This window comes from Chryseobacterium sp. DZ-32 (assembly GCF_059587025.1).
Genome location: NZ_JCAIOM010000008.1, coordinates 211,205 through 227,134, shown reverse-complemented (window position 1 = coordinate 227,134; position 15,930 = coordinate 211,205). Strand labels below are relative to the sequence as shown.

The following is a 15,930-nucleotide window of genomic DNA, read 5'->3' as shown; positions in this document are numbered from 1 at the left end:
TCAGAATAGGAAAATTCCTACTCTGATTTAAGTATATTTGAAATATTAAACTAGTCAACCTTTTTCAGGACTAGTCAACATTTATGTTTGATTAGGTGGAAGATGATAGGTAATAGATGGCAGTAAATGTATGAACGCTGATCATATATATGATTTAGATTTTAGCTCCTCCGGTCTTTTTTAAATGGCTGGGCTAAGGTCTACCCTATTGAATTGTAATAACATCTTTACTTTTATCTTTTTACTTTTATCTTTTTACTTTTATCTTTAAATAAAAAAAATTATGGACACCGATTTCTCAGATAACTTTAAGGTAAACGGAAAATTTTCGATAAAAAAGGCATCAACATCTTATAATGGAAAGCTCACTAAAGAAGAAGGAGAGCAAATGCTGATTCAGGAGAAGGAAAAACTTCGTGAGCTGCAGGAAAAATTATATGCTGACGGAAGCCAGTCCTTGCTGGTGGTATTACAGGCTATGAATGCAGCAGGGAAAGACAGTATGATTGAGCATGTTTTCGGAGGAGTAAATCCTCAGGGATGTAATGTAACCAGTTTTAAAACACCCAGCTCGAAAGAATATTCTCATGATTTTTTATGGAGGCATTATCTTGCACTGCCACAGAAAGGAATGATCGGGATTTTCAACCGTTCTCATTATGAAAGTGTTTTGGTTTGTAAAGTACATCCTGAATATAATCTGAGTGAAAAGACATGGTCTTCCGTAAAAGATTTTGACAGCAAATTCTGGGAAAACAGGTATGAGAGCATCCGCAATTTTGAAAAGCACCTTTCACAGAATGGAACTACTATTGTGAAGATATTTTTACATGTTTCTAAGGATGAACAGAAACAAAGACTTCTGGACAGAATTGATGAACAGGAAAAAAACTGGAAATTCTCTGCCGGAGATCTTCCTGAAAGAGCGTTGTTTGGCCAATATATGGAAGCTTATGAGGAAGCCATCAATGAAACATCAAAAGATTATGCTCCATGGTATGTAATCCCGGCAGACAGTAAATGGTTTGCAAGAGTAGCAGCTATTCAGATTATTATTGATACCCTGGAGAAAATGAATCTCAAATATCCTACTCTTTCCGATAAGGACAGACAGGAATTACAGGAATCCAAAAGACAATTGGAAAGTGAATAAAATAGGGTTGGATGATGGAAGCGTGAAGACGGAGATTTAAAATCATTACGTTTTGAGAAACTTCATTCTTCAAGCCTATGACTTCCAGCTTAAAAAAAACCACGAGAAAATCTGTAAGCCGGATTCTGTACTTCCGAAGAAGTGCCTGTTATTTATCTACGTATTACATTGCTGCAATACTTGAGCTGATTACCCCTCGGCTTTCAGGACGAGCCGCCCCTATTTTCATTGCTGAAAAGAACCGATATACTTATCATTGCACCGCAAAGAGTTTACCTGGTTTCACTACAGCCGAACTGTACCTGCTTTCTGTTGCACTTGTCCTACCCTCACGGGTGACGGATGTTATCCGCTTTGCTGCTCTATGGTGTCCGGACTTTCCTACCTCCTGTAAACAGGAAATCAACAAGCCGATTTTCTCGCAGATGCAAAGGTACACAAATTTTGTGGTAAAAAGGCAAAACGGTAAAATGGCTAAATGGTGTTAGTGCTGCGTAAACGATATGGATGTATCAATATTATTCTTGCATTTTTTTACCTTTTTACTATTTTACATGATAATTTTCCCCTAATTACCAGTTTATTATTATCTTCGTGCCATTATATATCTATGGATTCCAGAGAAAAAGAATTTGCGCAGCTTATCAAAGATAATCAGGGACTGATTATTAAAGTATCGCGTTTGTATACCAATTCTCTGGAAGATGAAGAGGATCTTTTCCAGGAAATCGTGTTACAGCTCTGGAGAAGTTATGATTCTTTCAAAGGAAACTCTAAAATTTCCACATGGATGTACCGTGTAGCGCTCAATACAGCCATTACCCTCTTTAGAAAAAAAAGCAAAAGCCTTCCTACCAATGAGCTTGATATCAACCACAGAGATTTTGTGGAAGATGATGACGAAAAACAACAGCAGGTATCACTTTTGTATACGGTAATCAAGACTCTTCCTAATGTAGAAAGAGCCATTGTCATGATGTATCTTGACGATCTGCCTTACAAGGACATTGCAGAAAACCTCGGAATCACTGAAGTTAATGCACGTGTAAAAATGAACAGATTAAAGAAAACCCTTAAAGAACAGATGGAAAAATATGCCTGAATTTGATTTAGATAGCTTTAAGAAAACATGGCAGGAACAACCTGTCCAGCCTAAATATGACAACAAGGAGATTCTTCAGATGTTGAATAGAAAATCACGTAATTATGTGAAGTATATTTTCTGGATCAGCGTTATTGAATTCCTGTTCTTTTCTGTATTTGGGTTGTTCTACTTTTTTCAGGAAGAAGAGTCGGAAAGTTTTCGTAAAATGCTGACAAGATTGGGTGCGCAGGAAGCTCCTGAAGTAGAAAGCAACTTCGGCCATGCCTATCTGGCTATAAAAATCTTAAGCTTGTTGATTACAGCTTATTTCGTCTTGAAATTCTATCAGAATTACCGGAAAATAAAGATCGAGGAAAATCTGAAAGGGCTTATCACACGAATCATCAAGTTCAAAAGAACGGTGAATGCCTTTATTCTGATCAGCATTGTATTGCTGCTGCTATTCACTTTTGTGCTGATCGCTTTTATATTATATATATTAGATTCCCAGAATATACAGCCTACCAGCTCCAGTCTCACCATCATTATTGTTGGAATTACTGTCAGCACACTACTGGCAATCTCTATGATCTGGGTTTATTACAGACTGGTATATGGTACTATTATTAAAAAGCTTGATAAAAATCTGAAGCAGCTTAAAGAGATAGATTCTCAGGAAAATTAATATACATAGGCATAGTTCGGGATATAATCATTAATTTTATTCCACCAAATCTTAAACTATGCCCTTATCTTATGTGTATGGAACTTCTGACGTTTCATTATTAGGACAGACCATCGGAGCCAATCTTAAAAGTACTGTCGAAAAATACCCTCACCAGGAAGCACTTGTCTGCGTTCATCAGAATTACAGAGCGACTTATCAGGAATTTTACAATCAGACCACAGCTGTTGCAAAAGCTTTATTGTTTTTAGGAGCAAAAGCAGGTGACAGAATCGGGATCTGGTCTTCCAACCGTTATGAGTGGGTACTTTTACAGTATGCCACTGCCAGGATAGGAACTATTTTAGTGAATATCAATCCGGCTTACAGAACTCATGAACTGACCTATGTACTCAATCAGTCCGAAGTTCGTTTTATTTTTTCTTCTTTAAGCTTTAAAACCAGCAATTATAAAGAAATGGTTGAATATGCAAAAGAAGTTTGTCCAACCCTGGAGCATGAAATATTCTTTGATGAAAACTGGGAATATTTTGTGAATAACGGCCAGGAAATTTCAGACGAAGTACTTCACAGTTTTGAAGAACATGTACAGTTTGACGATCCTGTTAATATCCAATATACTTCCGGAACAACCGGTTTCCCGAAAGGGGTCACACTTTCTCATCATAACATTCTCAATAACGGTTATTTTATCGGGATCAGATTAAAATATACTGAGAAAGACCGCGTCTGCATTCCGGTACCCTTTTACCACTGCTTTGGGATGGTTATCGGAAATATGTGCTGCACAGCTCACGGAGCCTGTATGGTAATTCCGAATGACAGCTTTGATCCGGAGATTACTTTAAAAGCTGTTTCAGACGAAAAATGCACTTCTTTGTATGGCGTGCCGACCATGTTTATTGCGGAACTGGCAGTAAAAGATTTTGACAGCTATGATTTTTCAAGTTTAAGGACCGGTGTTATGGCTGGTTCCGTATGCCCTCCGGAGATTATGAAAAAAGTGGAAAGCCTGATGAATATTAAAGAAATGAGCATCTGCTATGGGATGACGGAAACTTCACCAGTATCTACTCAGACTTTAATAGGAACACCGCTGGAAAAGCAGGTCAGCACTGTAGGAACCGTTCAGGATCACCTTGAGATCAAAATCATTGATGAAAACGGAAGGACTTTAAAACGTGGAGAGCATGGAGAACTTTGCACCAGAGGATATTCTGTCATGCTGAAATACTGGAATGATCCTGAAAATACAAAGAAAGTACTGGATGATGCCCGCTGGATGCATACCGGAGATATGGCCGTAATGGACCAAGATGGTTATATTACTATTTCTGGAAGAATAAAAGACCTCATCATCCGTGGCGGAGAAAATATTTCGCCTAAAGAAATTGAAGACTTTTTATATACGTATACCAACATTCTGGATGTTCAGATCATTGGTGTTCCGAGTGAGAAATTCGGGGAAGAAGTAATGGCCTGGATAAAGGTGAGAAAAGGATTTACCATCACGGCAGAAGAACTTCAGGAATACTGCAAAGGAAGGATAGCCCACTATAAAGTTCCGAAATACTGGAAATTTGTAGATGAATTCCCAATGACCATTTCCGGAAAAATAAGAAAGGTGGAAATGAGGGAAATTTCAATGAGAGAGCTGGGGCTGGAACATGTAAAGCAGGGCTAAAATTAAAAAACAAAAAGCATTTCAGACTGAAATGCTTTTTTTATATTTTAAAGTTCTTTTCTTAATCTTGCGACAGGAATATTGAGCTGTTCACGATATTTTGCAATCGTTCTTCTGGCAATATTATAGCCCTGCTCTTTCAGGATCACCACCAATGCATCATCTGTAAGCGGCTTTCTTTTATTTTCTTTACTGATCACTTCCTGAAGATGGGTTTTGATCTCCTTGGTAGAAACTTCTTCTCCATCGTCATTGGTTAAGCTGTCTGAGAACAGATCTTTAAGGTATACAATCCCGTTAGGCGTATCAGCATATTTGCTTTTTACCACCCTTGAAATGGTAGAGATATCAAAACCTGTAATATCAGCAACATCTTTTAAGATCATCGGTTTCAGGGACTTTTCGTCACCTGTAATGAAATAATCCTTCTGGAACTTTACAATCGCTGTAATCGTTTGTAATAAGGTATTCTGACGTTGATTAATCGCATCAATATACCATTTTGCAGCATCCAGTTTTTGCTTGATAAATAAAGCAGCCTGCTTGTGTTCTGATGAGTTTTTATCATGGGAATAGGTTGTCAGGATATCTTTATATTCTTCAGACACTCTTAAAGTAGGCGCATTTTTGCTGTTCAGCATAGGAATTACCTGCCCATCTTTCACCTGAATCACAAAATCCGGAATAATTTCCTGATTGATCGTAATCGTCTGGGTATCAAAGTTTCCTCCAACTTTCGGAGATAATTTTGAAATTTCATCCAGCGCATCTTTCAGATCATCTTCTTCAATATCATATTTCTGAATGATCTTGTTATAATGCTTATTGGTTAAAGCTTCAAACTGATGTCTTAAGATATTGGCAGCCAAAGAAACAGCTTTATCAGAGCTTACTTTCTTTTCGATCTGCAGTAAAAGACACTCCTGAAGACCTCTTGCTCCTACTCCCGGCGGATCCAGTTTCTGAACATAATTTTCAAGGATATCCTCCACTCTTTCTTTCGTGGTATAGATTCCCTGTGAGAAAGCAAGATCGTCAACGATAGATTTGATCTCTCTTCTCAGATATCCGTCTGTATCTAAATTTCCGATAAGGTATTCTGCAATCTTCAGATCTTCCTCACCGATATTCACCAGGTGAATCTGTTCTGTAAGATAATCATATAAGGACTGTCCTTCCGTTAAAAGACTCTCATTATCAAATTCTTCATCATCCGGAGAATAGTTGCTGGATGCGGTTTTATAGCTAGGTTCATCGTCATAGATATATTCGTTGACGTCGAAATCTGTTTCAATGCTGTCTGTACCCTCATCCTGATAAGCGTCTTCAAGGGAAGAATAGTCATCTTCCTTAGAATCTTCTTTTGCAATTTCCAAAGCTGGGTTTTCTTCCAACTCTCTCTCCAACTCCTCTTCAAATTCAAGAGTATGAAGCTGAATAAGCTTCATCAACTGAATCTGCTGAGGGGCCAGCTTCTGTCCTAATTTGAGTTGTAAGTGTTGTTTAAGCATATTCTTATTTGGCGTTTTAACATAACATATTCTACGAATTTAATAAATTTATTTGATAAAAAACATATTTAGCATGATTTTTGCATTACTTGTCCTAATATAATAAACTATTAAAGAATAAAAAAAGCCTTAACTTGTGATTAAGGCTTTTTTTATTGTTCTAGAATTCAGCACTTTTCGGTGTTCTAGGGAAAGGAATTACGTCTCTGATATTCGTCATTCCTGTTACGAAAAGAACCAATCTTTCCAATCCTAAACCAAAGCCTGCATGCGGCACAGAACCGAATTTTCTGGTATCAAGATACCACCAAAGTTCATGCTCGTCTACGTGCATATCTGCCATTTTCTGTTTTAAGACATCTAATCTTGCCTCTCTCTCAGATCCTCCGATGATTTCACCGATACCAGGGAAAAGAACGTCCATAGCGGCAACGGTTTTGTTGTCATCATTCAGTTTCATATAGAAAGCTTTGATTTCTTTCGGATAGTCAAATAATACTACCGGGCTTTCAAAGTGTTTTTCAACAAGATATCTTTCATGCTCAGACTGAAGGTCTGTTCCCCATTTTTCAACAGGGTAAACAAATTTTCCTTTTTTATTTTCTTTAGAGTTCAATAAAATTTCGATCGCTTCCGTATAGCTTACACGCTTGAAACGCTTCGCTACTACATTCTGAAGTTTTTCGATAAGACCTTCTTTTGCTCTTTCTTTTTCCGGTTTTGTCTTTTGTTCTTCCGCAAAACGGTTGTCCAGGAACTCAAGATCATCTTTGCAGTTATCCAATACATACTGGATCACATATTTTAAGAAATCTTCCGCAAGGTCGATGTTATCTTCAAGGTTGTTGAATGCCACTTCCGGCTCAATCATCCAAAACTCGGCAAGGTGTCTTGTCGTGTTGGAATTTTCAGCACGGAAAGTAGGTCCGAATGTATAAATTCTTCCCAATCCCATAGCTGCAGTTTCTCCTTCAAGCTGTCCTGAAACGGTAAGGTTTGTTTTTTTACCGAAGAAATCCTGTGCAAAATCAATTTCACCATCTTCAGTTTTCGGCATGTTGTTCAGATCAAAGTTGGTTACCCCAAACATTTCACCTGCACCTTCTGCATCTGCTCCTGTAATGACTGGTGTGTTGATATAGAAAAACTGATTCTGGTTGAAGAATGAGTGAACAGCAAAACTTACTGCGTGACGCACTCTGAACACCGCTCCGAAAAGGTTTGTTCTGAATCTTAAGTGAGCCTGCTCACGAAGTTTCTCAAGACTGTGTTTCTTAGGCTGAAGAATTGTACTCTGAAGTTCTTCTGTAAAGTTATCTCCTAAAATAATAATCTTTTTAGCAATAATTTCCACAGATTGTCCAGCTCCCTGGCTTTCCACCACTTCTCCTACCACTTTCAGGGAAGAAGCCGTACTGATATTCTTGATGATTGCTTCATCAAAATTTTCGAAATCAACAACTATCTGCAAATTATTAATCGTAGAACCATCATTAAGCGCAATAAAGCGATTAGCACGGAAGGATCTTACCCATCCGTAAACAGTAATGTCATGATGTAATACTTTCTTGTAATCCTTTAGGATTTCTTTGATCGTTTGCTTTTTCATTTGTTGATGATAAATTTTTTATATAAAAATTAATGTCTGCAAAGTTACAAAAAAACAGCGCAACTTGATGATTGCGCTGTCTTTAAAAATCATTTAACTGGTATTTAAACTCTCCGTTCAGGAAATTCACCTTCTCTTCTTCGAACTCTTCTTCATTTTCAGGTACATTTCCACTCAATATTATCCTGAACTTCAATAAAATCCGGAATACCCGGAATGAACACTTACACTATCACTTTTAAAAAGAATAAAATATGATTTTATTCTGAGTTTTCATGGAATTAGTTTATTGAAATGGTTATTAGTTTTTAAGTGATACGTTCGTGGTTATTACCGGGGCTTACATCCATTTTTAGACTATACTATACTTTTAAACTGTGGCGGATTCACCGGATTTATACTGTTTAATGATTTTTAAATGATCACTACACTTTATATTCTAAATTTCTAAACAAGTACTTCATTATTTACATTTAATTTTCTGGTTATTATTTCTGTTTTTATCCTCATTTGTTACTCATTTTTCTGATACAATTCCAGACCTGAATTTTAAATAATCAGGAGTTTGAAACTGATATCTTGTATTGTGCACATACAAAATAAATGGTTGTGTTTTTACCTGAAGCAAAGATGCAGGAAGTGGAAGAATGAAACAAGTGAATACTTTATAGATTCATAAATTTATATACCTAAAAACATGAATCTATAAACAATAAATAATTAAAATCCAGTTGATTAAATTAATCTGAAGACATGTTTTCAATTTCTTTCAGATAGATAGAAAGTGGTGTTCCGGTTCTTTTTTTAAAGGCTAAAGTGAAAGCCTGTTCATTATTATACCCTAATTCTTCGGCGATAAAAGGAATTTTATAAGACCTGAATTTTTTGTCATTGGCCAGTCTGCTGATGGCATAATCAATACGAAGGTCATTGAGATAAGTTGCAAAGTTTTTCCCTTTGTAAGTATTGATAATTTCTGACAGATATTTTGAGTTTGTTTTTATTTTTTTTGCCAGACTTCCCAACGTGATTCCTTTATTCAAAAACTGATCATTGTTTTCAAATATTTCAAGTTCATGTAAAATATTCCTGGCAATATCTTCAGAAACAGTTCTTGATGTTTTATCTTCTGTATTTTCTGTGAGAAGAGGTTCTGATGAAATTTCCTTTTCAATTTCCCCGTCATTTTTTTTCCCTACCCTGTTTTCATTAACGGATTGAATAAGATCCTGAGCGATCTTTTTATAGTTCTTTTCAGATTTTTTATATTTAAAATAAACGTTGATAAATAATAAATGTGAAATCAACAAAAGACTTAAAACAATATAGAAAAGACTTTTTCTTTTCGTAAGCTCATTGGTTATGCTTTCTTTTTCCTGCTGAAGTTCCGGAGTATCATATCTTCTCGGAAGCTCTCTGGAAATATACCTGAACTGCATATCCAGCACCTGATCTACTTTTAAAAAACGGTCTACATAATACAGCTGCTTTTCCTTATCACCGTTTTCTTTATAATAATCAATAAGGTAAGTATATACATCTCTCAGCTCAGGATAGATATAGTTGGTTTTAAGAACCAGAGAATCTATTTTCCTGAAAAAACCAACTGCTTTTTCTTTTTCCTGAAGTCCGGCATAGGACTTTCCTAAATACAAAAGTGTATAATTCTGGTTTCTTTTACTTCCATTATGATTTGTAAAGAAATATTTTTCGCATTCCAATAAGACATCAATGGCTTTCTGATAATTTCTGGAATGCAGATGATAATATCCAAGCAGCCCAAGATTCTGATGATATCGGTAAACATCTTTATTTTTTTTAGAATCCAGCAACCCGTCTTCTATCAATACATAAGCAGAATCCATTTTATTGATCTCTATGTAAGCATCTGCCAGATTCAGTTTGAGAGAATTTTTCTCATCCTCATTCATATAATCTGTATCATAAGCATAGTGTCTCAGTACTTTTGCTGTCTCTGCATGTTTTCCTATATAATTGTTCAGGTGGGCAATACTGATATGGGCCATAGCAATCTGCCTCTTATTTCCCTTTTCTTTTGCATATTTCAGTCCGAGAATATAATTATTGAATGCAGATTGAAGATTGTCATTCTTAGAGTATAAATTTCCTCTTAGCAAATAAATTCTCGCCGGATAGGTATTTTCTTTGGAATTTTTTGTGATGTACTGTAAGCTGTCTAAGTATTTTAATGCGTTGGGTAAGTCTTCTGCAAAATGAAGCATAACATATCCTTCGGCAATATGATTAGCCGCTTTTTCAGATTTTGCCTTTTTAAGATAACTTTGTGCAATACTTTTACTGTTTCCCTCTCCCACACGGTTACTATAGAATTCTTTTTCCAATTCCTCATAAGTCCGTTGTCTCAGGTTATTTTTTTCTATACTTTGGGCTTTTGCATGAGAAAACACCATTCCCATAATCAAACACAGTAGTAAATATTTTATTTTCATCAGTCATCCTGGCTATATTACAAAAATATTATTTTTCTTCAGTAGATACACCACAGCTTTTGCTTTTTTCGTGTATTTATCCATATTTTCATTAGAAGTAATGGAAATTAATCAACAAAAAGAGAGAACAGCCTTAAAAAACTGTACTCTCTTCAAAAATTATTTCCATTCTACTTTACCTTCCAGATAGTACACTCTTCCATTGCTCTCATAAAGAAGATCATAGCCCTGAGAGGTAAGATAGAAATGACAGACTTTCATTTCATTGTTTCTATCTCTGAATTGAATTACTGCAGGACACATTTTCGCCCTATCCATTTTCTTCACCATTACATCAGAACTCTTCTGAATATTTTTCCTGCTATACAAGGACAGCATTCTGTCGTCAATAAAGCGGACATATTTCAAAGATGACAGAGGATAGGTAATTAATTTAAAGGGCTGTCCTGCGAGCTTCGCAGCATTCTCATTGAAAAAATTTGTGATCGAAATACTGTCCTCGGTAATACTTTTCACCACACTTGATTCATACCTTTGCCCATCCTCAAACTCCATACTGTAGATGGCTTCCATTTTAATAGCAAAACCTTTCCCGGATTTTCTTAAATCTGTCAGATCTGTAAATTCTTTTCCTTTTTTAATGACAATCAAAACATTCCCTTCTCCAAAATCACACTCATAATATTTTTTATAATCGAAAGGTTCTTCAATATGGGTTTTCAAGGTATCATTCACTGTATTTTGTGAAAAAACACGTATTGACAGCATCAGTAAAAATAAGATCAGCGTATAATTTTTCATGGCTTGATGATGTAAGGGTTAAAACTTATTATGGTGGCTCTTCTGCAGCGCCTTTTTTGTTTTCTGATTCTTAAAATTCCAGTTGATAAGAGGAAGCTTCCTTCTTCCGTTCTCATTCCAACCACCAATCTGGATGCCCCGGAAATCCTTACATTGATTATACAAACCGATCTGGATTCCTCTGCATTTCTGCCCGATATTGGCCAATGGCGCTACAGAAACACCTTTCATCTCGTGATGCACATTAAAAAAGGGAGAAACAGACATTCCATTGGTCACCGCATACGTATTGATATTACTCGATACATTAATTTCCAGTCCGTTTGTGACGGTAGGTTCCATATTGATAAGCGACAACTGCAGACCGTTAATAGTATTCATTTTTTTGCGGGGAACTACCACATAATCATTATTACCTGGTAATTGTAGGTTGAAAAGCATTAATGGCGGCAAGAAAATGCCCACAAAATTGAATCCCATGCCTAAGCCATTTACCTTTTTAGGCTTAAAATGATCTTCTTCATCATAATATTTAAATAAAATTCCGTTGACATTTTTTACAGTCTTTGAGGGTGAAGCGGCAATCAGTCTTGGTTTCAAAGAATCTACTTTCAGGCTGTCTGAGGCATACATCAGAGTATTGACTAAAAGAACTGCTATTAATAAAATTCGTGTTTTCATAACTCTTATTTTAAAATTACAGTTCAAAATTATCTGCTGAAGATCCAGTTCCGAATGTGAAAAAAAATTAAAAAAAACATCCTGTTTGCGAAAATCGCAAAATGAGAGGTTGGAAGCCGGCAGAAGGAGCCTGCAGGTTACTTTCAGTAATCAATAGTAATAGTAATTATAAATCTTATTACTTTTAAATTGTTATTAATTTTTTCAACATCCAATACTTCCCTTCTCCCAGCTTCTAGCTTCCAGCCCATTCAATCAGCTATAATAACTCGATTGATGTGATAACAATTATTATCCTTTCGACATCCAAAACTTCCCTTCTCCAAGCTTCAAGCTTCCAGCCTTCTAAAAACAAAAAATCAAAAACTCTTTCCACAAAAAAATACTACATTTGTGAAAATCACAAAACTATGCACCAGGAGGCTTTATTGAAGGAAATCCGAAGAAAAATCGGTGAGAAATCTTTGAATGATGAGATCGCCAACATTCTTAATATCAGTTATGATGCCGCTCACAGAAGAACTTCTATGAAAGCCAAGTTCAGTTTTGAAGAAGCACTGGAGCTCGCCAAATACTATCAGATCTCATTGGATCAGTTTCTGGGAACGGAAAATCAATTGGTTGTCAAAAGAACACAGCCTGTAAAAACTACAGAAGATCTTTTAAACTATTTTGAAAACTCTCTGAAGATTTTGAATGTTTTTCAGAACATTAACAATTCCAAAGTATTTTATTCTGCAAAAGACATCCCGTTTTTTTATACTATTTCACATTCAATGTTATCCCGTTTCAAGTTTTATGTCTGGATGAATTTACTGAATCAGGATAAGTTCTTAAGCCCTTTCCATGGGTTTACTATGGAATACCATTCTATAAAAAATGAGATGCTGAAAGATCTTTATGATAAACAAAATGTAACGGAAATATGGAATGACACTACCATTATGAGTGTATTGAGACAAATTTCATTCTATTATGAAATGGGATTATTAAAGAAAAATGAAGTGGATCTTATTCTGGAAGACCTAAGAAAATTACTGGAAGAACTGGAGACTAAAACACTGGAAAAAAATAATTTTCAGATCTATGTCAATGATTTAGTAATTTTAAACAACAGTATTTTATTCAAAAATGAAGAACAGTGTTCCTTTTTTGTGCCTTTCAGCATGTTTGGATATATGATGACCAATGATAAAATGACGTGCGAAGATTCTCTGAGCTATTTTGAACATCAGATCAAAAACTCAAGATCACTGAACGAATCCGGAAACAGAGAGAGGAAAATATTTTTTAATAAGATGTATGAGCAGATCGACAGATTAAAACAAAATTTATCATGAACAGTCTTCGTAGTGGCGAATATTTCGGGGAAACCAATCAAATGGTCAATTTAGAAGGATTGACCATCACCGATACGGAGTATACTCATCCTTACGTAGACTGGCATTATCATGAAAATGCTTATTTCACTTTTCTTCTACAGGGCACCATGACAGAAGGAAACAGAAAAGAAACCTACGGCTGTTCTGCAGGGACATTATTGTATCATCATTGGGAAGATCCGCACTATAATCGTAAACCGGATATTTTCACAAGAGGCTTTCACATTGAGCTTTCGCAAAGCTGGTTTGATCGGTTTGATATTCAGAAAAATAAAGTGGAAGGAAGTTTTAATATCAAAAACCCTGCTTTAAAATTATTGGCCTATCAGATATTCAGGGAAAGCAAAACCAATGATATTTCTTTTGAACTAAATACTAATCAGTTATTACTGCATCTTTTCAGCCAGTTAACTCATCAGAAGGAAAATACAGAAAGAAAACCTTTGTGGGTAGGCCGGATCAATGAAATTCTGCATGAAAGCTTTACAGAAAATCTCAGTCTTACAGAACTTTCCAAAACACTGAACATCCATCCTGTTCATCTCAGCAGGGATTTCCATAAACATTTCCATTGCAATCTGGGGGAATACCTCAGAAAACTAAAGATTAATAAATCAATGGAACTTCTCAATTCACCTTCTTCTTTAACGGATATTGCTCTGGAATGCGGTTTTTCTGATCAGAGTCATTTTATCAGATGCTTTAAAGAAAATATCGGAATTACTCCTTTGAAATACAGGAATCTGTTGAAAAATCATTGAAACTTGATTGTTTGAGATTCTTCATTACATTGCATTTCATTGAGACTGACACGCGTTAAATAACATCATTCACGATTTGGATACATCATTCCCCGATTTGGATACATTTCCCTTTTCGTAAGTTTTCATCTTTGTACCATCATTTAAACAAAAAAATATTTAAAAATGGAAACAAAAAAAGTATGGTTCGTGACAGGAGCTTCAAAAGGCTTAGGGTTCGAGTTGGTGAAAAAATTACTTTCAGAAGGATTTCAGGTTGCTGCAACAAGCCGTACCGTTGAATCCCTGATCTCCAACATTGGAGAAAGTTCAGAAAACTTCCTTCCGCTCAGCGTAAACATCACAGACAATAATGATATCAAATCTGCTATTGAAAAAACAGTAAACCATTTCGGACAAATTGATGTAGTGGTCAACAATGCAGGTTACGGCCAGATCGGAACGCTTGAAGAACTTACTGATGAGGAAGCAAGAGAAAATTATGCAGTGAATGTTTTCGGAACTTTAAATGTGATCCGAAACGCCATGCCTTATCTGCGTAAACAAAGGTCAGGAAACATTTTCAATATTTCTTCTGTCGGAGGATATTCTGCTAATTTTCCAGGCTGGGGAATCTACTGTTCTACAAAATTTGCGGTTGCCGGATTTACGGAAGCGCTGGCTGAAGAGGTAAAAGATTTCGGAGTTCATGCTACCGTGGTTTACCCGGGATATTTCCGTACCGATTTTCTAACTAAGGATTCTGTGAAAACGCCCGCCAATCCTATCCAGGCTTATGAAGCAGCGAGAAATTCGGAACAGGCTCACCTTAATGAAATCAATGGAAATCAGCCTAACGATCCTGAAAAAGCAGCGGATGTCCTGATTCAGATCAGTAAAGAGAAAAATCCTCCAGTACATTTATTATTGGGTGTAGGAACGATGGAATTTCTGAATAACAAAATTGATATTTTAAAGAAAGATGCTGAGAAATGGGAAAGCCTGACTGTTTCTACTGCAATTTAATATAATCATGTCCTTCGACTCCGCTCAGGGTGACATTTCTAATACTGAATGTTTTAATTTATATTCCTGAATTCGATATAAAACTTTAGAGAGATCAGTCTTAGCGGAGCCGAAGACTTTTTGGATCAATGTGTTATCATTTTGAAAAAACAACTAACTTCGTTATATGAAACAACCTGTTCGTTTTAATTCTATATCCGATTTTCATGCTTTCTGCGGACTTCCGAGTCCTGAGCATCCGTTGATCAGCCTGATCGATTACAGCAAGGTCCGCTATGTTGTAGAAAATGAAGAATTGAGATGGATCCAGAATTTTTACTCTATCGGTCTGAAAAAAAATGTCAGTCCGAAATTTAATTACGGACAGCAGCAATACGATTTTGATTCGGGTGTATTGTGCTTTGTTTCCCCGCAGCAGTATTTAAGCCTGGAAATCAATCCGGATGTAGAAGTTGAACCGACAGGTTTTTTACTGTTAATTCATCCTGATTTTCTGTGGAATACTTCATTAACCCGGAAAATAAAGTCTTACGATTTCTTTAGTTATAAGGTGAAAGAAGCACTTTTCCTTTCTGATAAGGAAGAGAAAATCCTTGTTGATCTATTTAAAAATATCGAGCGGGAATATATGGCCAATATCGATAAATTCACGCAGGATCTGATTATTGCCCAGATTGAATTGTTACTGATTTATTCAGACCGCTTTTATGAAAGGCAGTTTTTCACCAGAAAAAAATCAAGCCACGAATTGTTATATAAATTTGAAGACATTCTTTCTCAATATTTTGAAAACGGAAACCTCCTTGAAAACGGAATTCCCACAGTGAAATGTATTGCCGAGCAGATGAATATTTCACCTAATTACCTTGGAACGCTCTTACGTCTTCACACCCGGCAAAATACACAGCAGCATATTCAGAATAAATTAATTGATGCGGCAAAAGAACGTTTAAGCACCACCAATTTGTCTGTCAGTGAAATTGCTTATGAGCTGGGCTTTGAGCATCCGCAGTCTTTCAGCAAACTTTTTAAGCAAAAAACAAATCAGTCACCAGGAGAATTCAGAAAGCTTTTCAATTAGCAGCGCTTTGAAATGATCATTA

The 15,930-nt window shown here is 36.0% G+C and carries 13 protein-coding genes and 1 other RNA gene; 8 read left to right on the top strand and 6 right to left on the bottom strand.

Annotation, left to right across the window (positions count from 1 at the left end; genetic code table 11):
- Window positions 1–283 precede the first annotated feature (283 nt).
- A complete protein-coding gene (locus tag AC59HC_RS11435; RefSeq protein WP_496558628.1) occupies window positions 284–1,153 on the top strand; it encodes a polyphosphate kinase 2 family protein in 870 nt (289 codons plus the stop codon).
- Between the two features lie 98 nt (window positions 1,154–1,251).
- Here AC59HC_RS11435 and rnpB read toward each other — a convergent pair.
- Window positions 1,252–1,575: RNase P RNA component class A (rnpB, locus tag AC59HC_RS11430), an RNA gene on the bottom strand.
- A gap of 188 nt (window positions 1,576–1,763) precedes the next feature.
- Between rnpB and AC59HC_RS11425 the strand changes: the two genes are divergently transcribed.
- From AC59HC_RS11425 to AC59HC_RS11415, 3 genes are read left to right on the top strand one after another with little or no spacing between them, the layout of a single operon-like run.
- On the top strand, window positions 1,764–2,255 hold the full coding sequence (locus AC59HC_RS11425; protein ID WP_002976998.1) for an RNA polymerase sigma factor: 492 nt from the start codon (window positions 1,764–1,766) through the stop codon (window positions 2,253–2,255).
- Complete coding sequence (locus AC59HC_RS11420) at window positions 2,248–2,922, top strand: DUF8845 family protein (protein ID WP_202841062.1); 675 nt, start codon at window positions 2,248–2,250, stop codon at window positions 2,920–2,922. The genes AC59HC_RS11425 and AC59HC_RS11420 overlap by 8 nt, the downstream gene beginning before the upstream one ends.
- A 58-nt stretch (window positions 2,923–2,980) precedes the next feature.
- Entirely contained in the window at window positions 2,981–4,606 is a 1,626-nt protein-coding gene (locus AC59HC_RS11415; protein ID WP_110010056.1) for an AMP-binding protein, read from the top strand.
- Window positions 4,607–4,653: 47 nt separating this feature from the next.
- Here AC59HC_RS11415 and rpoN read toward each other — a convergent pair whose 3' ends face one another.
- From rpoN to AC59HC_RS11390, 5 genes are all read right to left on the bottom strand, one after another.
- Entirely contained in the window at window positions 4,654–6,117 is a 1,464-nt protein-coding gene (rpoN, locus tag AC59HC_RS11410; protein ID WP_330747466.1) for an RNA polymerase factor sigma-54, read from the bottom strand.
- A 160-nt stretch (window positions 6,118–6,277) separates the two neighbouring features.
- Window positions 6,278–7,726 (bottom strand): asparagine--tRNA ligase, encoded by a 1,449-nt coding sequence (gene asnS / locus AC59HC_RS11405; protein WP_482400170.1) that lies wholly within the window; start codon window positions 7,724–7,726, stop codon window positions 6,278–6,280.
- Between the two features lie 740 nt (window positions 7,727–8,466).
- Window positions 8,467–10,197 (bottom strand): helix-turn-helix domain-containing protein, encoded by a 1,731-nt coding sequence (locus tag AC59HC_RS11400; RefSeq protein WP_496558627.1) that lies wholly within the window; start codon window positions 10,195–10,197, stop codon window positions 8,467–8,469.
- 159 nt (window positions 10,198–10,356) lie between these two features.
- Window positions 10,357–10,998: a hypothetical protein gene (locus AC59HC_RS11395; protein ID WP_496558626.1), complete on the bottom strand. Its 642-nt coding sequence runs from the start codon at window positions 10,996–10,998 to the stop codon at window positions 10,357–10,359.
- An 18-nt stretch (window positions 10,999–11,016) separates the two neighbouring features.
- Window positions 11,017–11,679: a hypothetical protein gene (locus tag AC59HC_RS11390; RefSeq protein ID WP_496558625.1), complete on the bottom strand. Its 663-nt coding sequence runs from the start codon at window positions 11,677–11,679 to the stop codon at window positions 11,017–11,019.
- A 278-nt stretch (window positions 11,680–11,957) separates the two neighbouring features.
- Between AC59HC_RS11390 and AC59HC_RS11385 the strand changes: the two genes are divergently transcribed.
- The 4 genes from AC59HC_RS11385 to AC59HC_RS11370 all read left to right on the top strand — a co-directional run bounded on the left by AC59HC_RS11385 (window position 11,958) and on the right by AC59HC_RS11370 (window position 15,908).
- Window positions 11,958–13,019 (top strand): helix-turn-helix domain-containing protein, encoded by a 1,062-nt coding sequence (locus AC59HC_RS11385; RefSeq protein ID WP_496558624.1) that lies wholly within the window; start codon window positions 11,958–11,960, stop codon window positions 13,017–13,019.
- Window positions 13,016–13,822: a helix-turn-helix transcriptional regulator gene (locus AC59HC_RS11380; RefSeq protein ID WP_395974747.1), complete on the top strand. Its 807-nt coding sequence runs from the start codon at window positions 13,016–13,018 to the stop codon at window positions 13,820–13,822. The genes AC59HC_RS11385 and AC59HC_RS11380 overlap by 4 nt, the downstream gene beginning before the upstream one ends.
- A 165-nt stretch (window positions 13,823–13,987) precedes the next feature.
- Entirely contained in the window at window positions 13,988–14,827 is an 840-nt protein-coding gene (locus AC59HC_RS11375) for an SDR family NAD(P)-dependent oxidoreductase (protein WP_202841077.1), read from the top strand.
- Between the two features lie 166 nt (window positions 14,828–14,993).
- On the top strand, window positions 14,994–15,908 hold the full coding sequence (locus AC59HC_RS11370) for a helix-turn-helix domain-containing protein (RefSeq protein WP_496558623.1): 915 nt from the start codon (window positions 14,994–14,996) through the stop codon (window positions 15,906–15,908).
- Window positions 15,909–15,930: the final 22 nt, after the last annotated feature.